Origin of the sequence: Actinoplanes sp. NPDC049118 (genome assembly GCF_040648555.1) — a bacterium.
Lineage (GTDB): Bacteria > Actinomycetota > Actinomycetes > Mycobacteriales > Micromonosporaceae > Actinoplanes.
Genome location: NZ_JBEZDY010000014.1, coordinates 99573 through 119788, shown reverse-complemented (window position 1 = coordinate 119788; position 20216 = coordinate 99573). Strand labels below are relative to the sequence as shown.

General features: G+C 69.5%; 15 protein-coding genes and 1 pseudogene. 3 read left to right on the top strand and 13 right to left on the bottom strand.

Annotated elements, in window-relative coordinates; translation table 11 throughout:
* The 5 genes from clpB to dnaK are packed head-to-tail and all read right to left on the bottom strand — an operon-like array spanning position 1 to position 6352.
* A complete protein-coding gene (gene clpB / locus AB0B58_RS23055) occupies positions 1 to 2625 on the bottom strand; it encodes an ATP-dependent chaperone ClpB (protein ID WP_360226961.1) in 2625 nt (874 codons plus the stop codon).
* Positions 2616 to 2945 (bottom strand): chaperone modulator CbpM, encoded by a 330-nt coding sequence (locus tag AB0B58_RS23050; RefSeq protein WP_360226958.1) that lies wholly within the window; start codon positions 2943 to 2945, stop codon positions 2616 to 2618. The genes clpB and AB0B58_RS23050 overlap by 10 nt, the downstream gene beginning before the upstream one ends.
* Positions 2942 to 3919, bottom strand: coding sequence for a DnaJ C-terminal domain-containing protein (locus AB0B58_RS23045; RefSeq protein ID WP_360226955.1), 978 nt, complete (start codon positions 3917 to 3919; stop codon positions 2942 to 2944). Before AB0B58_RS23045 ends, AB0B58_RS23050 begins: the two co-directional genes overlap by 4 nt.
* Positions 3920 to 4462 (bottom strand): nucleotide exchange factor GrpE, encoded by a 543-nt coding sequence (locus tag AB0B58_RS23040; RefSeq protein ID WP_360226952.1) that lies wholly within the window; start codon positions 4460 to 4462, stop codon positions 3920 to 3922.
* A gap of 6 nt (positions 4463 to 4468) precedes the next feature.
* Positions 4469 to 6352: a molecular chaperone DnaK gene (gene dnaK, locus AB0B58_RS23035; protein WP_360226949.1), complete on the bottom strand. Its 1884-nt coding sequence runs from the start codon at positions 6350 to 6352 to the stop codon at positions 4469 to 4471.
* A 529-nt stretch (positions 6353 to 6881) separates the two neighbouring features.
* On the opposite strand from dnaK, the gene AB0B58_RS23030 reads away from it, so the two are divergent.
* A complete protein-coding gene (locus tag AB0B58_RS23030; protein WP_360226946.1) occupies positions 6882 to 7559 on the top strand; it encodes a BON domain-containing protein in 678 nt (225 codons plus the stop codon).
* Positions 7560 to 7624: 65 nt separating this feature from the next.
* On the opposite strand, the gene AB0B58_RS23025 is transcribed toward AB0B58_RS23030, so the two are convergent.
* The 3 genes from AB0B58_RS23025 to AB0B58_RS23015 all read right to left on the bottom strand — a co-directional run bounded on the left by AB0B58_RS23025 (position 7625) and on the right by AB0B58_RS23015 (position 10442).
* A complete protein-coding gene (locus AB0B58_RS23025) occupies positions 7625 to 7885 on the bottom strand; it encodes a UBP-type zinc finger domain-containing protein (protein WP_360226943.1) in 261 nt (86 codons plus the stop codon).
* 84 nt (positions 7886 to 7969) lie between these two features.
* Positions 7970 to 8866, bottom strand: coding sequence for a PrsW family glutamic-type intramembrane protease (locus AB0B58_RS23020; protein ID WP_360226940.1), 897 nt, complete (start codon positions 8864 to 8866; stop codon positions 7970 to 7972).
* Positions 8867 to 9167: 301 nt separating this feature from the next.
* The gene (locus tag AB0B58_RS23015; RefSeq protein ID WP_360226937.1) at positions 9168 to 10442 is read right to left on the bottom strand and encodes a hypothetical protein; all 1275 of its coding nucleotides are present in this window, start codon (positions 10440 to 10442) and stop codon (positions 9168 to 9170) included.
* Between the two features lie 269 nt (positions 10443 to 10711).
* Here AB0B58_RS23015 and AB0B58_RS23010 point away from each other — a divergent pair.
* Positions 10712 to 11101: pseudogene (locus AB0B58_RS23010) on the top strand (Hsp20/alpha crystallin family protein); the annotation flags it as partial.
* Between the two features lie 72 nt (positions 11102 to 11173).
* Here AB0B58_RS23010 and AB0B58_RS23005 read toward each other — a convergent pair.
* The 4 genes from AB0B58_RS23005 to AB0B58_RS22990 all read right to left on the bottom strand — a co-directional run bounded on the left by AB0B58_RS23005 (position 11174) and on the right by AB0B58_RS22990 (position 18401).
* On the bottom strand, positions 11174 to 12199 hold the full coding sequence (locus AB0B58_RS23005) for a LuxR C-terminal-related transcriptional regulator (protein WP_360226934.1): 1026 nt from the start codon (positions 12197 to 12199) through the stop codon (positions 11174 to 11176).
* Positions 12200 to 12981: 782 nt separating this feature from the next.
* Complete coding sequence (locus AB0B58_RS23000; protein ID WP_360226931.1) at positions 12982 to 13251, bottom strand: hypothetical protein; 270 nt, start codon at positions 13249 to 13251, stop codon at positions 12982 to 12984.
* A gap of 104 nt (positions 13252 to 13355) precedes the next feature.
* Positions 13356 to 16238, bottom strand: coding sequence for a PAS domain S-box protein (locus AB0B58_RS22995; RefSeq protein WP_360226928.1), 2883 nt, complete (start codon positions 16236 to 16238; stop codon positions 13356 to 13358).
* Between the two features lie 33 nt (positions 16239 to 16271).
* A complete protein-coding gene (locus AB0B58_RS22990) occupies positions 16272 to 18401 on the bottom strand; it encodes an ATP-binding protein (RefSeq protein WP_360226925.1) in 2130 nt (709 codons plus the stop codon).
* A gap of 232 nt (positions 18402 to 18633) precedes the next feature.
* Here AB0B58_RS22990 and AB0B58_RS22985 point away from each other — a divergent pair, with 232 nt between their 5' ends.
* The gene (locus AB0B58_RS22985) at positions 18634 to 18798 is read left to right on the top strand and encodes a hypothetical protein (protein WP_360226922.1); all 165 of its coding nucleotides are present in this window, start codon (positions 18634 to 18636) and stop codon (positions 18796 to 18798) included.
* 48 nt (positions 18799 to 18846) lie between these two features.
* Here the strand turns inward: AB0B58_RS22985 and AB0B58_RS22980 are convergent, their stop codons facing one another.
* Positions 18847 to 19956 (bottom strand): hypothetical protein, encoded by a 1110-nt coding sequence (locus AB0B58_RS22980; protein WP_360226919.1) that lies wholly within the window; start codon positions 19954 to 19956, stop codon positions 18847 to 18849.
* Between the last annotated feature and the right edge of the window lie 260 nt (positions 19957 to 20216).

The window sequence follows — 20216 nt, the reverse complement described above, 5'->3', positions numbered from 1 at the left end:
TCATTCCGCCGGCGGGTTTTCGTAGGTGACGGTCAGCTCGCCGTCGATCAGGTCCACCCTGATAATCGCGCCGTCCCGGGCATCCCCGGCTAGCAGCGCCCGGCCGATGCGGGTCTCCACCTCGCGGGCGATGAAGCGGCGCAGCGGCCGGGCGCCGTACACCGGATCGAAGCCCTGGCGGGCGATGAACCTCTGTGCCTCGTCGGTGACCTCCAGCGTCATCCGCCGCTCGGCCAGCCGCTCGCGCAGCTCGTTGAACATCAGGTCGACGATGCGCTCGATCTCCGGCTGGGTGAGGGGCTTGAACAGCACGATGTCGTCGACGCGGTTGAGGAACTCGGGGCGGAAGTGCCGCCGCAGCTCGCCCATGACCAGCTCGCGGCCCTCGGGCTTGATCTCGCCGGCGTCGGAGATGCCCTCGAGCAGGTACTGGGAGCCGATGTTCGAGGTCATGATGATCACGGTGTTGCGGAAGTCGACGGTGCGGCCCTGCGCATCGGTGAGACGCCCGTCGTCGAGCACTTGCAGCAGCGTGTTGAACACGTCTGCGTGTGCCTTCTCGATCTCGTCGAAGAGCACCACGGAGTACGGCTTGCGCCGGACCGCCTCGGTGAGTTGCCCGCCCTCTTCGTAGCCGACGTATCCGGGCGGCGCCCCGACCAGCCGGCTCACGGTGTGCCGTTCCTGGTACTCGCTCATGTCGATCCGGACCATGTTGTCCTCGGAGTCGAACAATGCCGCGGCCAGCGTGCGCGCCAGCTCGGTCTTGCCGACTCCGGTGGGGCCGAGGAAGATGAATGACCCGATCGGCCGGCGCGGGTTCTTGATGCCGGACCGGGCGCGGATGATCGCGTCGGTGACCAGCTGAACGGCTTCGTCCTGTCCGACCACCCGCTCGTGCAGGATCTGGTCCAGGCGCAGCAGCTTCTGGCGTTCGCCCTCGGTCAGCCGGCTGACCGGGATTCCGGTCCACCGGGAGACGATGCCGGCGATCTCGGCCTCGGTGACGACCTCGCGGAGCAGCCGCTTGCCGCTCTGCTTCGCGGCGAGCCGCTGCTCCTCGGCCTGTAGCCGGCGTTCCAGCTCCGGTAGTTTGCCGTGCCGCAACTCGGCGGCCCGGTTGAGGTCGTAGTTGCGTTCCGCCTGTTCCGCCTCGTGCCGGATCTGTTCGATCTCCCGACGCAGCTCCTGGACCCTTCTCAGGGCCTGCCGTTCGGCGTCCCACTGGGCGCGCAGCGCGTCAACTTCGGCGCGCAGGTCGGCGAGTTCCTTGCGGAGCTGGTCGAGCCTGGCCAGGCTCGCGGAGTCTTCCTCCTTGGACAGTGCTGCTTCCTCGATCTCCAGGCGGGTCAGGCGCCGGGTGAGCTCGTCGAGTTCGGCCGGCATCGAGTCGATCTCCGTCCGCAGCATCGCGCACGCCTCGTCGACCAGGTCGATGGCCTTGTCCGGAAGGAACCGGTCGGTGATGTACCGGCGGCTGAGGACCACCGCGGCGACCAGAGCCGCGTCCTGGATCTTCACGCCGTGGAAGACTTCCAGCCGTTCCCGCAGTCCGCGCAGGATCGAGATGGCGTCCTCCTCGGTCGGCTCCTCGACGAGCACCGGCTGGAAGCGGCGCTCCAGCGCCGCGTCTTTCTCGATGTGCTTGCGGTACTCGTCAAGCGTCGTCGCGCCGATCATGTGCAGTTCGCCGCGGGCGAGCATCGGCTTGAGCATGTTGCCGGCGTCCATTGCGCCCTCGGCGCCGCCGCCGGCGCCGACGATCGTGTGCAGCTCGTCGATGAACAACAGGATCCGTCCCTCGGCGGCCTTCACCTCGGACAGCACGGCCTTGAGCCGTTCCTCGAACTCGCCGCGGTACTTCGCGCCGGCCACCAGGGAACTCATGTCGAGGGCGAACACCACCTTGTCCCGCAGTCCCTCGGGCACGTCGCCGTTGGTGATCCGCTGGGCCAGGCCCTCCACGATGGCGGTCTTGCCGACGCCCGGTTCACCGATGAGCACCGGGTTGTTCTTCGACTTGCGGGACAGGATCTGGATCACCCGGCGGATCTCGCCGTCGCGTCCGATGACCGGGTCCATGGTGCCGGCGGCGGCGTCGGCGACCAGGTCGCGGCCGTACTTGGCCAGCGCCTCGTAGGCGACCTCCGGCATCGCCGAGGTCACCCGCTGGTTGCCCCGGATCTTCGTCAGCTCCTGGAGGAAGCCGTCACGGGTGAGTCCCGCGTCGCTGAGCAGCCGGCCGGCGGTGGAGCCCCGTCCCTCCTGAAGCATGGCGATCACCAGGTGCTCGACGGAGACGTACTCGTCCTTGAGCCGTTTCGCCTCGCGCTCGGCGGCGTCGAACAGCCGGGACAGGCGCTGGGTGACGAAGACCTGGCCGGGTGCGGCGCCAGGTCCACTGACCCGGGGACGCCGCTCCAGTTCCGCCTCCACCTGTTCCCGTAGTTTGTCCGGGTCGACGCCGGTCGCCGAGAGCAGCCTGGGCACCAGCCCCTCGGGCTGCTCTATCAGGGCGATCAGCAGGTGCTCGACGTCGATCTCGGTGTGGCCGAACCGCAGCGCCTTGGTCTGGGCGTCGTGCAGGGCCTCCTGCGATTTCTGGGTCAGGCGGTTCAGGTCCACGATCTGCCTCCGGTGCGTCGAGAGGTCGTGACACGAAGTTCACGCTCGAGGTCGGCCACGCGGTCGAGGAGCTCGATCACGAGGCCGAGGGCGGCGTAGTTGATGCCCAGGCTGGCGCGCAGGCGCCGGACGCGGGCCAGAGCGAGCAGTTGGTCGCGGCCGAACCACAGGTTTCCGGCGGCGTCGCGTTCGGGGTCGAGGATGCCCAGCGCGACGAGCCGTTGGACCATCTCCGGGTGCACACCGCCGGTACGACAGAACGTGGTCAGGCTCAGCCGGCCGATCGTGGGCCCCGGTGTCCGGGTGAGGGGGTAGGTCATGGCTGCCTCCGCGGGTCGAAGGTGGAGACCGCGGCGAGTTGCTCGAACAACCGCCGTTCCTCGTCGGACAGCTTGGGCGGGACCATGATCCGGGCCTCGGCGTAAAGGTCACCCGGCCGGCCGCGGGGGTGGGGCAATCCCCGTCCCTTGAGCCGCAGCCGCCGGCCGCTGGGCGTACCCGGGGGAATCCGGACCTTCGCCTCGCCGCCGGGGGTGTCCACCGCGACGGACGCGCCGAGTGCGGCCTCCCACGGTGCCAGCGGCAGGGTGACGGTGATGTCCCGTCCGTTGACCCGGTACCGCGGGTGTTGTGCCAGCCGCACCACGAGGTAGAGATCGCCGTCCGTGGCGCCGTCGCCGCCGCGGCCGCCCTGGCCGCGTAGCCGGATCCGCTGGCCGTCGGCCACCCCGGGCGGAATCGTCACGTCCAGCGTGCGGCTTCCGCCCGGGCCGGACAGCGTGACGGTCCGGCGGCCGCCGGTGTACGCCTCCTCGACCGTCAGCTCGATCTCGGCCTCTTGGTCCGCGCCCTGAATCGGGCCGAAGCCACCGCCGCCGCGGCCGCCGAACATGCCTCCGAACATGCTCTCCAAGTCGATGTCCTGGAAGCCACCGGAACGGATGTACTCGTCCTCGGCCGGACCGCCGCCGCGACGCGCGCGTCCACCGCCGCCTCGGGCGCGACCGCCACCGGCTCCCGCGCCCGCCCGCGCGCGTGCCCAGGTCTGCGGATCCACGTCCGGCGGCACCTGGCGGAAGTCCGGGCCGAAGGCGTCGTACCGGCGCCGCTGATCCGGGTCGGAGAGCACGTCGTACGCCTCGGAGATGTCCTTGAACCGCTCCTCCGCACCCGGATCCTTGTTGACGTCGGGGTGATAGGTCCGGGCCAGCTTGCGATACGCCCGCTGCAGGTCGTCCGCGCTGACGTCTCTGGAGACGCCTAGCGTGTCGTAGAAGTCACGCGACGGCGCCATTCAGGCACCCTTCGCCACGACCACCGCGGCGGGCCGCAGCGGGTGCTCGTCGGTGCCATAACCGGGCCGGACGACCTGCAGGATCGTGCCCGGCGCGGCGTCGTTGGCCGGCAGCACGGCCACCGCCTCGTGCCGGCTCGGGTCGAACGGCTCGTTCAGGTCGTCGCGCAGCGGATAGCCGAGGTCGGCGAGAACGGCCAGCGCCTGCTGGCGGACAGCCTCCAACCCCGACACGATCGACGACGGATCGGCGGCGGCGTGCTGCAGGGCGAGCTCCAGATTGTCGAGGACGGGCAGCCATCGCGCCGCCACCCGGGCGCGCTCGTCCTCGCGCTCCCGGTGGGCGTCCCGCGCCATCCGCTTACGCAGGTTGTCGAAGTCGGCCAACGCCCGCCGGTAGCGTTCGTCCGACTGGGCCACCTGGGCACGCAGTTCGGCGGTCTCGTCGCGGAGCTGTGGGGCCGCACCGTCGGCGGCCGGTTCCGGGGGGCCGGACGGTGCGGCCGCACCGGTCGGCGCCGGCTCCCGTTCCTGATCGGTCATCGTCGGTCACCCGGTCGTGAATTCGGCGTCGATGACGTCGTCGGCATCCTGGCCGCCCGACGAGCCGCCGGCCGCGCCACCGGCCGCCGGGCCACTGCCGGCACCGGCACCGAGGCTGTGGTAGACCTGCTGCAGTTCCGCGGTCAGAGAGCGTAGCCGGTCGAGCGGCGCGTCATCCTTGATCGCCTGGCGCGCGTCGTTGACGAGCATCTCGGCGCGGCCTTTCTCGTGCACGGGCACTGTGTCGCCCAGTTCGTTCAGCCGTCGTTCCGTCTGGTACGCCGCCGAGTCGAGCTCGTTGCGAGCGTCGATCATCTCGCGCAGCCGGGAGTCCTCACCACGATGGCGTTCGGCATCCTGAACCATCCGGTCGATCTCGCCCTTGTCCAGGTTCGAGCTCTCACTGATGGTGATGCGCTGTTCGGCGTCGGTGTCCTTGTCCTTGGCGGACACGTTGAGGATGCCGTTGGCGTCGATGTCGTAGGTGACCTCGATCTGTGGCTCGCCACGTGGCGCGGGCCGGATGTTCTCCAGCCGAAACCGGCCGAGCACCCGGTTGTCGTCCGCCTTCTCTCGCTCGCCCTGTAGTACCACCACGTCCACGGCGGGCTGGTCGTCGGCCGCGGTGCTGAAGGTCTCGGTACGCCGGGCAGGAATGGTGGTATTGCGGTCGATGACCTTCGTCATCACGCCGCCCATGGTCTCGATGCCTAGCGACAGCGGGGTGACGTCGAGCAGCAGGACATCCTTGACCTCGCCCTTGATGATCGCGGCCTGCAACGCGGCGCCGAGCGCGACGACCTCGTCGGGGTTGACCGTCATGTTCGGGTCCTTGCCGCCGGTGAGCCGGCGGACCAGCTTCTGCACGGCCGGGATCCGGGTCGAGCCGCCGACGAGGATGATCTCGTCGATGTCGTTCGCGGTCACCTTCGCGTCGGACATGGCGCGCTGTACCGGATCCAGGCACCGCTCGATGAGATCGTTGGTGAGGTCCTCGAACTTCGCGCGGGTGATCGTCGTGTTGAGATGCTTGGGACCGTTGGCGTCCGCCGTGATGAAGGGCAGGTTGATCGTCGTCTGGGTGACCGACGACAGCTCCACCTTGGCGTGTTCGGCAGCCTCGAAGAGCCGCTGCAGGGCTTGCGGATCGCGGCGCAGGTCGATGCCGTCGGTCCCCTGGAATTCGTCAGCCATGTGGTCGACGAGCCGGCGATCGAAGTCGTCGCCGCCCAGATGGGTGTCGCCGGCGGTGGAGCGGACCTCTACCACGCCGTCACCGACGTCCAGAATGCTCACATCGAAGGTGCCGCCACCGAGGTCGAAGACCAGGACTGTCTCGTGGTCCTTCTTGTCGAGGCCGTACGCCAGCGCCGCCGCCGTCGGCTCGTTGATGATCCGCAGCACCTCGAGGCCGGCGATGCGCCCAGCGTCTTTCGTCGCCTGGCGTTGCGCGTCGTTGAAGTAGGCCGGCACGGTGATGACGGCCTCGGTGACACGCTCACCCAGGAACTTCGACGCGTCCTCGACCAGCTTGCGCAGCACCAGGGCGGAGATCTCCTCAGGCGCGTAGAGCTTGTCGCGGATCTTGAACCGGACCGCACCCTCGGGGCCGGAAACCACGTCGAACGTCACCGTGTTCAGCTCGCTGGACACCTCGTCGAAGCGGCGTCCGATGAAACGCTTCGCCGAGTAGATGGTGCCCTTGGGGTTGAGGATCGCCTGACGGCGGGCCAGCTGACCGACCAGTCGCTCGCCCTGCTCGGTGAAGCCCACCACCGACGGTGTGGTCCGTGAACCCTCCGCATTGGCGATGACCGTCGGCTGCCCGCCTTCCACGGTCGCGATCACCGAGTTCGTGGTGCCGAGATCGATGCCGACTGCCTTGGGCATGACACTGTCCTCCAACATCGCGGGTGGGACTGAGGTATCCGCGGGTTGCGTCACTCGGGATACACGCGGGATCGCGGGCTCGGTTCCCTGCCTCTAGAGCACCAGCCGCCGCCAAGGGTGTCGATTGGCAATTCTGCCAGTTGATACCCCGCTCGTCCGGCGATTGCGCCCAGACGACCGTCTCGCCGGCCGTCTGCTCGACGAGGGGAGCCGGATCAGTGATGCGCTGTCCGACGGCGTGCGCGCCGCCGCCAACGGCCACCTCTACGACAGGATCGGCGCGAGTAACATGACGAGTTCCCGCAGCTCCGCAGGAGCGTGCCGGTGCAGGATGCAGGGAGACGGGCCGGGTGGTCCGCGCGGCGAGGTGCCGGCCGCCGCCGAGGCAGGTCCGCGACGCGCTCGCCGGCTTCTACTGACGCGCGGGCGCGCTTCTACCCCGCCGCGGGCGAGCCGGAGCCATCCGGTCCGGGCCGAGGGTCGAAACGGGCCGGCACGGCTGGCGAACGAGAGGTCTTGGAGGACCGGCATGGCGGGCACAGTAACCACCCAGACCGATGAGGACATCCAGCGTGAGGTGCTGCGCGAGCTGATGTGGGACGCCGAGGTCGCGCCGAACGAGATCGGCGTGGCCGTGCGGAGCGGGGTGACGACGCTGACCGGCTGGGTGGACACATTCAGCAAGAAGTGGGCCGCCGAACGCGCGACGCTTCGTGTCCGCGGGGTCAAGGCCGTCGTCAACAACATCGAGGTGCGCCTGGCGCCCGGCCAGGAGCAGACCGACGTCGACCTCGCCCAATCCGTCGCGCGGGCGCTCGAGTTGGACTCGCTCGTACCCGACGACATGGTGAAGGTCTCGGTGTCCGGCGGCTGGGTGACCCTGCGTGGCGAGGTGGCTTGGGACTACGAGCGGCAGGAGGCGCAACGGGTGGTCCGGAATCTCACCGGCGTCAAGGGGGTCAGCAATCTCATCACCGTGCGGCCGCGTACCGGCCTGTCGCCCGATGAGCTCAAGAAGAAGATCGAGGACGCCCTGGTACGCACGGCCGAGACAGACGCGGAGCGGATCCAGGTCACCACTGAGGGCAGCACGGTGATCCTGACCGGGACGGTACGGTCGTGGGCGGAGCGCCGCGAGGCCGAGCGTGTCGTCTGGTCGGCACCCGGTGTCACCGAGGTGGAGAACCTGATCACGATCAACCCGTGAACCGTACGTCCGCCGCGGTGCTCGTCCATGACGAACACCGCGGCGAACGTTTGTGCCGTTTCGGGTCAGACCATCGTCTCGTCCACGTAGCACCAGCGCCAGTTCTCCCCGGGCTCGAACGACTGGACTATCGGATGACCCACGGTATGCGCGTGCGCCCGCGCGTGCCGCATCGGTGACGAGTCGCAGCAGCCGACATGCCCGCAGGTCAGGCACAGCCGCAGGTGCACCCACGGCGAGCCCAGACGCAGGCATTCGGTGCAGCCTTCCGGGGTTCGCGGGACGACCGGTCGGATCATGACGACGTGCGGGTCGGAGACGGTCATGGCTCAGGCCTCGGCTTCCTTCAGCATCTCCTTGCCCATCAGTTCGAACCTGGCGACTCCGAAGACGGGCATGAGGTCTACCTCTCACCATCCGGTGCCGTACTGCGACGGCGGGACGGGGACCGGCGGGGCGACGCGGTCCAGTCGGGCCGACTGGCGCCACAGGAGGATCAGCCAGGAGATTCCGATAGCCGAGATGATCGCCAAGCCGGCCCATTCCATGATGGAGAACAGATTGACCTGCTCCGCGGTGGGTTCGACGAGCCAGCCCTGCGGCGACGGGCGCAGCCGCTCACCCACGGTCAGCAGCAGGGTCAGATACAACGCGATGCCGTGCATCGAATCCCACAGACAGTGCAGGATGGACACGCCCAGGTACGCCAGGATCAGCCTGCCGGTAATGGTCAGACGGCCGTGCCGCGAGGTGGCGAACAGTATCCCGCCCAGGATGGCGGTCCAGAGGCCGTGTCCCACCGGCGCCAGCAGGCCCCGGACCAGCTCAGTCTGCACGAGCTGGATGATCGACAGGCCGTCGACGGTGAAGAGGGCGGTGAAGGCGTAGCCGGCGGATTCGAAGGCGGCGAAGCCGAATCCGACGGCCGCGCCGAGGATCATCCCGTCACGCAGCGACCGGGTCTGCAGGTGACGAGTCAACACCATCAGCGCGACGAGTTTCACCGCTTCCTCGATCAGCCCGACGCCAAGGAACAACCACGGCGACGGGTGCAGCAGGTACGCCTCGAGCACCGATGCGCCCAGGACACCCAGCATGCCGCCGGTGAGGAAAGTCGAGAACACCAGACCGGCGGTCAGCTCGCCGGTCCCCCGGCGTTCGAACGCCCACGCGACGAAGGTCACCGGCACAAGGAAGCTGCCGAGCAGGACCAGGGTGGGGATCAGGTTGAGGTTGCCGGTGAGGAAAACGACCACCACCGTGGCCATCCAGAGCGCCAATCCGACGAGGAAGATGCGCAGCCACATCCGGCGTGTCCGCCGCGGGACGCTCTCCTGGTCGCGTATGACCTCAGCCACGACGGACCCTCCTGTCGGCTGCGAATATGTTCGTGGAGGACGCGCAAAACGCGGTCCGTTGCAGACGTGTGACCGCCAGGGACCGTGGTGTATCCGGTCCCTCAGGATTACCGCGTCCAGCGGTCGGCGTCGATTGGCATCATTACCAATGCCGCCGCCCGGAACCGGTGCGCCGTGGTCGGCACTCGTCGTGGCCGAGCCCGTCGACGAGCAGGCTGAGACCGGTGCCGAACAAGCTCCGGCAGCTCGATCAGCGGTCGAACGGCCGCTCCCTCCCCTCCGGCTGGCCGGTCCCGTCCGGCCGCCCGCGTCCCTGCGGCAGTCCCCGATCCTCCGGCAACCCTGGCCCGTCCGTCTGCACCCTCTGGTCCGAGCCCTCCCTGTCCGACCCGCCTGTCTCGTCGAGCCAGCCGCCGGGATCGGGGTGGTAGCCGTACGCCGCAGCCCGTACGGTCTCCTCGTCCTCCAACCCCGAACCGATCGCGCCGCCGACCGTGGCCAGTGAGCTGACGATCCAGGCCAGCGTCAAATAGTCGGCGAGCCCGATCGGGGGCCGCACCGACTGCTCGAGCACCGACGGGCGGATCAGCAGCCATGCGGCGGCCACCGTCCCGGCGAACAGCACCACGTAGGACACCGCGGTGGCCAGGCACAGCGTGAGCACCGTACCGATGTTGAAGAGCCGGGCCAGCTCTGGCGGCGTACCGTGGCCGGGTCTTTCCCAGAGGTCGTGCGCGACGATGAGCCAGGCGACAAGCGACCCGATGCCGAACACCATGATCACCGTCAAGCGCAGTGCGCTCAGCGCGTCGCCCATTTGCCAGATGGTGTTGCTGGTGAGCGCGAAGGCCGCGGTGCCGAACGCGACCACCAGAAGCTTCGACAACCCGAGCAGTGCCCGGCCGGGCCGGTTGGCCCGCACCATGCCGATCACCAGCCGCAGTCCGCCCCGCACGCGGGAGGCGACCAGGCCGATCTCGCCGTTGTCGCTGTCGTCGAGGATGCGATGGATGGCCGCCATGACGTCCACCAGCTGCTTCAGCGGCTCCGGGTCGCCCGGCGCGTGGTCCGTGCCGGGCCGGTGGAGCAGCTGCTTCACCATGCCGGGGACGACGGCGCGCACCGCTCGCAGCTGGCCGAGGCCGAGCGCGGGCAGCGAGACCACGGCGACGCGGCGGGCGGCCGACGACTGCACCACGATCGGTACGCGCTGCGCCTGCAGCGGCAGGTCGGTCAGGCAGATCGCCACGTCCCAGCCTTCCTGCTCGCGGCGACGCGCCACATCGGCGAGTAGTGCCTCGACACCCCCGTCACGGTGCGGCGCGACTGAGCCCCATCCGGTCTGGACCTCCCACCGCACGTGGTCGTTCACCCGCTCCTCCAGCAGGCCGGCGAGCTCGGCGGCGAGCCGCTGCGCGACCCGCGCGGGGTAGTCGGGCGGGGTCGCGAGCAGTCCCACCACGATCACCGTCCGGTCGCGGTCGCGCTCGTCCGCCGCGTCCTCGATATCCGGGTTGCCGGTCATCACCGCTCCTGACGAGTGCACCCGGGGCATCGTCCGATGCCGACGGACTTCCCAGGTGAATCGGTCGATGGCCGGAAGGGCGATGTCTACCGCCGTGGGGGTGAGCCCAACGCTTCCGTCTCCAGCCGACAGCCGGCCCATCCGTACGTAGCCGAGGGAGGAACCGACGTTGCCATCGCACTAGCCCATCAGACCGACGAGGACATCCAACGTGAAGTGCTGCGAGCTGACGTGGGACGCAAGGATCGGGGTAGTCGCGCTTACCGGACGTGGACACCTTCACCAAGAAATGGGCCACCAAGCGTGCGGCACGACGGGTACCCCAGCAGCCAAACCCCAGCGACGTGCTAAAGAACGTCTTGACCAGGTCCCTGCCAAGCATACTCGGCCGCGTAAAGGTGTCCAGCTCAACGGCGCTGCCGGGCGTCCGCCGGGACGAAGTCTCCATCAAGCTCCGCGACAACGAGGTGCGGATCAGCGGCGAGGTTGAGCAACGGGAGCACACCGGGAAGCTGCGCCGTCAGACACGGCGCGTCAGACGGTTCGAGTACACGGTCATGCTGCCCGGTGACATTGCCTCCGAGAAGGTGGACGCCGCGCTGCACGACGGCGTACTGGAGGTCGCCTACCCAAAGCCGCAGCGAGTCATCCCCCCGCCAGATCGAGACATAGGCGGAACGACGCCGGACCCGGCCGGCGTCGTTCCGATTGGCGGAAATGCCCTTCGTGGGTCACTCGGCTACGTCGGTCGGCTGGGGCGGAAGATACAGTGCCAGATGCAGAGATCGGACCGCGGCTACCGTACGGGTGGGCGCGTCGAGCTTCGCCCGAATGTGTTCCATATGTGCGGCAACCGTGCGTTCGGTGATGAAGAGAGCGTGGGCGATGGACTGATTCGTCCGGCCGTCGATGATGAACCCCAGTACCTCCAATTCCCGGTGGGTCAATCCGAGTAGATCCCCTTGGGGAGAGACCAGAATGAGCGCGATGAAGTAGTTGGGTGCCTGCGGCGGACAGGCGATCGCGGTGATCCGAACGTAATCGTCGCGCCCGTACGGGTCCGGCCATAGAAAAGCCGTGTGAATCTTTCGCTGAGTCAATTTTGCGAGAGCGGTGCGGACGACCCGGGAATTCTGGAAGAGTAGCGGATGCACGGGCATTCCCGGCAGTCGGCACACCGTGCCATCACGACCGACCACGCCACCGGCCCGGGCATCCCCGACGAGCGCGGCCAAGCCCGCGATCGTGGTCATCGGGTCGATTGCCGCCGAGATCATGGGGGCGATGACGCCGATCACGTCGCGCGCCGCGTCGCTGGGACGCGCCGGAGAATCCGTGAACATCGTCATGACACCCAGACGCCGACCGTCCCGGGCGACCAGCGGCACGCCGATGCCCTCGCGGTATCCGGCCGGCCACCAGCGCTCAGCCCAGGACGGTATCTCCGCCGGCGGAACCGGGACGTCGCGCAGGCACAGCGGACGGGTCCGCCGGAACAGCTCGAATGCCTCGACCTGCTCATTGAAGTCGCTCGACTCGAGGTAGGCGCGGTTCACCGCGTCATGCCCGACCGCGGTCAAGGTCTGGTACCTGTTCTGCCCCGTGTCGAAGACACCCATCCAAGCGGCCTCGAACGGTACGACGACGCTGATCGGCGCCCACAGCTCGTCCAGCGAACAGCTCGAAACGCCCGTGCCCGCCGTGACACGGTTGATCTCCACCGCGAGATCCAATGCGCTCGGCGTCGTTGCCGTCATCGCCCGCTCCTCGCCGATCGGGTTCGTGGATCGTCACGTCATCGGTGCACCACAGCCTCGGGCGATCGATGGCGAACGGGGCCGCCTACCCCGGCAGAACACATGCAAACCCCCTCCGGGCGGCGGCGCCTGTCGGACATCACGGTCTTCCGGGGTCGGTGACGATATTGACGGCCACCGCGGGGACCCGGTGCCGAACGCATACGACAACGGCACGTGGCCCAGTGCCACGCCGGATCCGGCTGCCGGCGGCGGCGACGTCCGGAACATCCGAAGCCGAGACGCGGATCGTCGTCGTCGCGACAACTCTATGAACATCCTCTGTGCAATTGACCGAACAGCACCCTCACTCCGGCCGGGTCGTCGGCCGAAGCTCGGTCCCGCGGGGCGCGAACTCAACCTACCGGCGCCCGGCGAGTACCCGGAACCGCCGGAATTAATCATCGGACTTTATCCGTTGCTTGCCAGACTGACGGGCCGCCGACCAAAGATCTAGGTTCGCCCGAGGTCCACAGCGTTCCAGGCGTTGACAACGCCAAGGATAGAATTGACGTCATGCTTGCAGGCATGTGCCGGCGGTCGGTGAACGCCATATCGGCTGCCTCGCGAGACACATCGCCTTCGAATTCCGCGCAATAAATAGTGAAATCGCGCTCAGCCACACCCCCCAGGGGCCCGGGTGTCAATTCTTGCTCAACCGATTTCCCGCCGAGATCTCGACGAGTTGGCGACCGCCTACGCCGACGCCTGGAGCCGCTACCGCCGAGCAACTGTCGGCTGCCCTACTCGACGTCGAGGCCGGCCTCACCGCTGCGGTCGACCTCGAACGGCAGGCCGAGGAACTGGGCGACGCGCCACTCAACGCGCGAGCCCGTCTCTGCCGGGCCAACCGGCTCATCCGGACCGACGACATCCCGGCGGCCGCACGGTAGATCTATCGGATCCACGCGTGGGCGCTCGAGCACGGCGACCGCCGGCTGCGGTCGCGTACCCACCTGGCATGCGCGAACGTCGAGCGGCTCTTCGGCGACCTGACCAAGAACCTCGAACACACGATGAGCGCGGTTTCGCGGGCGCGGCCGCTATCCGCTGGGCGGCGTGACGTGGTTCGGGCCGCGCGTCCGAGGCGAGCCTGGGCGGCGGGGCCCGGCGGCCTTCACCCGTCGGCGGGCAGGCGCACGAGGAAGACCGAGCCGGCATCGGCGCCGGGCGCGTACTCGATGTCGCCGCGGTTGGCCCGGGCGAGTTCGCGCACAATGTAGAGGCCGAGGCCGGTGCCCTTGACGCTGCCCGCGGTGGAGTCGGCGCGGGAGAAGCGGTCGAACAGGTGGGGCCGGAACCGATCCGGGACGCCGGGGCCCCGGTCCTCGACCCGGATCTCGACCTGGTCGTCGAGGCGCCGGGCGGTGATCCGGGTGGCGCCACCGGCGTACTTGTCGGCGTTGGAGAGCAGATTCGCCAGGATCTGGTCGAGGTGGCCGGGCTGGACCATCGCGGTGAGCGCGTCCGGGCAGTCGACGTCGGGCTGTTGGGCGCCGGGTACGTGCAGGATCGCCGCCCGCAGGTGCTCGCGTACGTCGACCCGCTGGGGGTGGGCGGTGAGACGCCCGGCCTCGACGGTCACAAGGGCAAGCACCTCCCGGACGATGATGTCCAGCCGCCGGGCGTTGCGGTGGACGCTCTCGACGAGTCGGTGTTTGCGATCGTCGGCGAGGTCGCTCCAACCCTCGGCGGCGACCTCGGCGTAGCCGAGAATCGAGGTCAACGGCGTACCGATCTCGTGGCCGAGCATGCCGATGAGGTCGAGTTTCAGCTGGTTGGCCGCCTCGAGTTCGGTGTTGCGGAAGGCGAGTTCGGTGGCGGCGGAGTCGCGGGCGTGTTCCGCGGCCTTGCGGGCCGAGATGTCGACGAACACCCCGATCAGGTGCAGCGGACGGCCGTCGGTGTCGCGGACCAGGGACACTGTGGCCTCGACGTCGACCCAGCCGCCGTCGGCGTGGCGGACCTGGCCCTCGTGACTGTAGGCGTCATGGTCCCCGCCGAACAGGTCCGCGGTCCTGTGGCGCATGTCGGCGGCGGTGTCGGGGTGCAGCAGCAGGTCGGTCCGGCTGCCGATCAACTCGCTCGCGGTATGGCCGAGCATCGCGGCGAAGGCGGGGTTGACGTCCAGCAGGGTGCCGTCGAGGGCGCGGACGACCTGCCCGACCGCGGAGTGGGTGAACTGGGCACGGAACCGCTGTTCGCTCTGGTGCATGGCGCGTTGCGCGTCGCGGACCGCGGTGATGTCGGTGTTGATCTCCAGCACGGTGCTGACGCCGTCGACGGCGTCCTGCACGACCTGACGGCTGAGGACCGTGATCGTACGGCCGTCCGCGGTGAGGTGCTCGAGCTCGCCGTCCCACCCCCGATCCCGGCGCAGGGCGTCGGTCTGTTCCGCCACCCCGCCGCCGTCGGGGAACGCGGTGGCCAACAGCCGATGGGTGATCTTGCCGGTAGCGGCGCTGGCCGGCCAGCCGTACGTGGCCTCGGCGCCGGCGTTCCACCACCGGATAGTGCCGTCCAGGTCGCGGACGATGACCGCGGCGGGGATCAGCTCGAGCAGGCGGGCCTGCCGGCGCAGCTGGGCCTGGGCGGTGCGGGCGGCGGTGATGTCCTCGATCTGGCTCACCAGGTAGCGCGGGCGGATCCGTTCGTCGTGGGCCACGGCGGTGCGGATGCGCACCCACAGATCGTGGCCGTCGGCGTGGCGGTAGCGGGCCTCCAGGGTCGCCGTCTCGGATTCCCCGGCGGCCAGGCGCGCCAGCAAAGGCATGGTGACCTCAAGATCGTCGGGGTGTTGCAGGTCGGACACCCGCATCCCGGCAAGCTGCTCGACCGGATAGCCGGTGATTGCCGCCATGGCGGGATTGGCCTGCAGAAACGTACCCATGTCGTCGGGTTGCAGGCTGGTCAGCACCATGCCGAGCGGCGAGTTGTCGAAGGCGACCCGGAACCGCCTCTCGCTGGCCTCCAGCGCGCTGAGTGCGACGGTGCGCTCACTGAGCAGGGTGGCGTTGCGCGCGTAGTCGTCGGCGTGGCGCAGCGCGGCGCTGAGGCTGCCGGCCAGGAGCTCCAGCTGGTAGACGTCGCCGTCGTCGAAGGCGTCCACCTCGGCGCTGGAGATCTTCAGTACGCCGATCGGCCGGTCACCGCTGAACAGCGGCGCGACACACATCGAGCGCAGCCCCACTGCGCGGCAGGCCTCCCGGTTGACCCGCGGGTCGGTCTCGCTGTCGCGGCACAGCACCGTGGAGCGCTGCGACATGGCCACCCCGGACAGCGAGCCTTCGATGGGCAGCCGCAGGCCCAGGTGCACGACCAGCGTCCCGGCCGCGGCCACGTAGTCGAGACTGTCGCGGTCGACGAGCTCCACCACCGCGCCGTCGGCGACCGGGAACGCCTCTACCGCCTGTGCGGCGACGACCTCGAGCACCTCCGCCCGGTCATGGGCGGCCGCGGTGACGGCGCGCTGCACGTTGATCGTGGCCAGCAGGATCTCGCTGTGCCGGGTGGCGCGGGCCGCGTCCTGGTGACGGCCGGTGAGATCCTCCACCTGCGCCAGCTTGTGTCGCCGCCCCTGCGGCCCCTCGATCGGGACCAGCGTGATCTTGCACGACACGCTCGCGCCGTCCGGACGCACGAACCGCTGCTCGTAGCTGATCGCGACGGCGGGGTCGTCGGCGGCCGCGTGCGCGTCCGGCCGTACGCCAAGATCGTCGGGATGGGTGAACGTCCGGCACCCGTGGCCGAGCAGGTCCGCCGGGTCCCGTCCCAGGAGCCGGCAGAAGGCCGCGTTGACCTCGGTGAGCCGGTCGTCCTCGTCGAGGATCGCCATGGCGACCGGGCTGGCCCGGAAGGCGGCCCGCTCCGCGTCGTACCCGCCGTCTACCGGCGTGTGGCCCGCCCCGGACGGGCTCTCGGTCGCGCCCGTCCGCCGGGCGTGATCACTGACCGCGCCCACCTGCGCCTGCTGCCGCACGACTGCCACCCGTTCGTCCAAGATCCTTCCACCTCGGTCTGAGCGCACCGCTCTTCACTCGTAGTCGACCGGTGCCTTGAGGATCTGAGCACGTTCGGCAGCCGGCGGCCCCACCTTGGTCGGTGGCGGCGGTCTCGCCGCCGCGGGATTTAGCGGCAGGCGCACACACATGGTGGTGCCTGTGGCGGACGGCAACAGCGTGATCTCACCGTGGTGGCGCTGCGCGATGAGCTGGGCCACGGACAGGCCCAGGCCCGCCCCGGCGATCGCACGCTCGGTGGTGATCTGGCCGCGGTGGAAGCGCTGGAAGATGTGCGGCCGTTCCTCCTCGGGGATGCCGGCACCGGTGTCGGCGATGGTCAGGTCGGCCCGGTCCTCGCCGCGGGTGAGCCGTACGTCGATCCGCCCACCCGCCGGGGTGAAGGTGATCGCATTGTTCAGCAGCTCGACCACCATCTGGCCGAGCCGGTCGCGGTCGCCGGTGATCTGCAGGCCGGCGGGCAGGCGGGCGGTAATGGTCACCTGTGCGGTCTCGGCGGCCTGCCGCGCCTGGTCGACGGCGGCGCCGACCGCGTCCGCGAAGTCGAGCGGGTCGCGCCGAACCTTGGCCTGACCGGAGTCCAGTGCGGACAGATCGAGCAGCGTTTCGACGAGGCGGCGCAGCCGGTCGCTGCCGCGCCGGATCGCGGCGGTCATCGGTGCGACCTCGGCCAGGGTGCTCGTCGGGTCGGCCTCCTCGATCAACTCGATGTAGGAGGCGATCACTGTCAACGGCGTACGCAGCTCGTGGCCGACCAGGTGCAGGTATTCGTCCTTGCTGGCGGTCAGGGCGTGCTGGAGCTCTTCGGCGCGGCGGCGCTCGATGAATTGGCCGATGTGCGCGGCGACTCCGGACAAGGTGACGACCAGGGCGTCCTGCGGGTCCTCGACCTCGTCGGCGAACAGCGTCATCACCGCCAGCGTCCGGCCACCGGAGGAGATCGGCAACGCCAGCGCGGTGCGCAGCCCGGCGTGGTCGGCGGCCTCGACGGTGACCGGCCCGCCGGCGTCCCCGACGTCGGTCTGCCAGACCGGCTGGGCGCGCTGCCACGCCGTTCCGGCCAGGCCTTGACCGGGCATCAGGCGCGCCGGTGGGGCCAGATCACCGGACAGCCGGGGCGAGCGGTACCGGTCGACGTGGCGCAGCACCTCACCGCCGGGGGTGGGTTCGACCAGCCACAGTTCGGCGTACGGCCAGCCGAGCGTCTCGGCGATCGCCGCCAGCACCCGCGGCGCGGCCTCCTCGACGGTCTGGGCCTCGTTCAACGCGAGCGTGACCGCGAGTTCGCACCCGCGGAACCGTTCCGCGCGGCGCCGCAGGGTGATGTCGTGGAAGACCGACACCGCGCCGAGCCGTTCGCCGTCCGAGCGGGTGAGGGGGTGGGCGTTGACCGAGTACAGCCGCCGCCCGCCCTCCGGCGTGGCGACGACGTGCTCGACCCCGTGGACGTGCTGTCCGCCCAGGGCCCGCAGCACGGGCACCTCGTCGGCGGTGAACGCCCGCCCGTCGGGGTGGGTCAGCGGCAGCGCGGGCAGCCACTGCTCGGGCGGCTGGTTGTCCGCTCCGATCCCCAGCCGCGTGCGCAACGACCGGTTCACCATCACCAGGCGCCCGTCGGGGTCGCAGGCCAGTACGCCGGTGTCCATGCTGTTGAGCAGGGTGTCCAGGAAGCTGCGCTGGCTCTCGACCTCCTGGCGTGCGTAGCGCTGCCCGACCAGGGCGGTGCAGGCCTGGGCGGCCTCGTCGACCGCGGCGAGTTCCCCGGCCTGCCAGTGCCGTGGATACATGTCCATCACGGCGCACACCCCGACGATCTCCCCGCCCGGGTCGCGGACCGGGAACCCGGCATAGGAACGGATCCCCATGGCGCGGACCGGCGCCTCGGCGGGCACCCTGGCGTCGGTGCGCACATCCTCGATCACTAGCGGGAAGCCGTACTGGATCACCAACCCGAACAGGGTGTGCGAGGCCGGTATCGCCTCCGTCCGGGGGTAGCCCGGGGGCACCCCCCAGCCCCCCATCAGCCGTATCGAGCGGCCCTCGGCCACGTGGATCATCGCCGTCGGAGCGGTGGCCGCCCGTGCCACGAGGGCCGCCAGCCGGTTGGCGGTGGTCTGCACGGGCCCGCTGGGTTGCAACTTCAAACCAGACAGCGGCTCACCCCGCACCGCGGGTGTCATCGATGCGTCGACAGAGGATGGCTTTCGCCGCGGCTGTGCCACAGCGCCAAGAGTACCCTTCCGGCATTCGTTGCAAACCAGATGAAAAGCATATATATAACCGCAGATAGCAGCAGCGGACGACCGTGATCCCGACGGCCGCCTCGACCACGACCAGCGATGGACTCTGGCTCGCCGCCTGCTGCACGACGATGCCGTGCCGACCGAAGACCGCCTGGCCGGCCTGCTCGTTGTGCCCTACGCGCAGACCGCGGCACGTATCCGCCTGCCGCGTTTCGACCACCTCGACAGCAGCTCCGGCGGTGTCCGGATCACCTTCGGCAGCGCCGTGGACCGGCCAACGCGCGGCCGCTGGAGATAGGCACACCTACCCCGGCGGGGCCGCCGGCATCGCGTCGCCCAGACGGGGTCAGCGGTCTGCCCGGTCCTGCCGGCCGTCGGGTTCGGGGTGGTATCCGTAGGCGGCGGCCCGTACCGCTTCTTCGTCTTCGAGTCCGGAGCCGATCGCGCCGCCGACGGTGGCCAGGGAGCTGATGATCCAGGCGAGGGTCAGGTAGTCGGTGGCATGGGTTGGTCGTTGCAGGGCCTGTTCCAGGATGGAGGGATCGATCAGCAGTGCCGCGGCGAGTGCCGTCCCGACGAAGAGCACGACGTAGGACACCGCAGTGGCCAGGACGAGGGTGAGGATGGTTCCCCTGTTGAACATCCGGGTCAGCTCGGCCGACGTGTGTGGGTCCGGCTTCTCCCACAGGTCGTGCGCGACGATCAGCCAGGCCACCAGGGCGGTCAACCCGAGCAGCATGATCACGGTGAGGCGAAGTGGGCCGAGGGCGTCGCCGATCTTCCAGATGGTGCTGGTGGTGAGCGCGAACGCGGCCGTGCCGAACACGCCGACCAGCAGTTTGGACAGGCCCAGCAGGGCGCGTCCGGGGCGGTTCGCGCGGACCATCCCGGCCAGCAGCCGCACCGGGCCGGTCAGCCGCGAGGCGACATAGCGCAACTCTCCGGGACGGGCCGAACGGACCAACCGGTGAACGGCGGTGACCCGGCTGGCCAGCTCGGCCGGTTCCCGATCTGCCGGCGGCACCCGCTGATCGGAAGCGTCGGTGAGCAGCCGGCCCACGAGGTCCGGGACGATCGTACGGACGGCCCGGAGCTGGCACAGTCCGAGCGCGGGCAGGGATACCAACGCGGCTCGGCGCTGGGCTGAGGTCTGCGCGACCAGCGGCACCCGGTCGGTGTGCAGCGGCAGGTCGGTCAGGCAGATCGCGACGTCCCAGCGCTCGTCGGTGCTCCGCTGGGCGAGGTCGTCGAGCAGCGCGTCAGCGCCGCCGTCGCGGCGCGGCGCCACGTCACCCCAACCTTCCCGGACTGTCCATCGCACGTCGGCGCCCACCCGCTCGGCGAGGCGGTCGGCCAGCTCGGCGCGGAGCTGCCCGGTGACCCGCGCAGGGTGGTCCGGCGGCGTTGCCAGCAGTCCGACGACGATCTCCGGGCGCTCTGGTCCACTGCGATTCATCATCGGTTCCTTACCGTCGACAGGTCCTCGGCATGGCATGGCAGCGGCGGTGCCCGGCCCGGACGCACAAGCCACGGTCCACTCGGGGATCCCGCCTATTTGGGTTGTATCAGGTTGAAATACTCACTTCGTTCTTCGGTGGAAGAAGCCGATTTAGGTTAATTCCTGGCGCAGACACCACAGGCGAAAGAGGCCGAGAAGGCAGAGCCCGACGCGGCGTGGCCGCGAGTCGGCAAGGTGGTCGCGCCTCAACGGCCCGC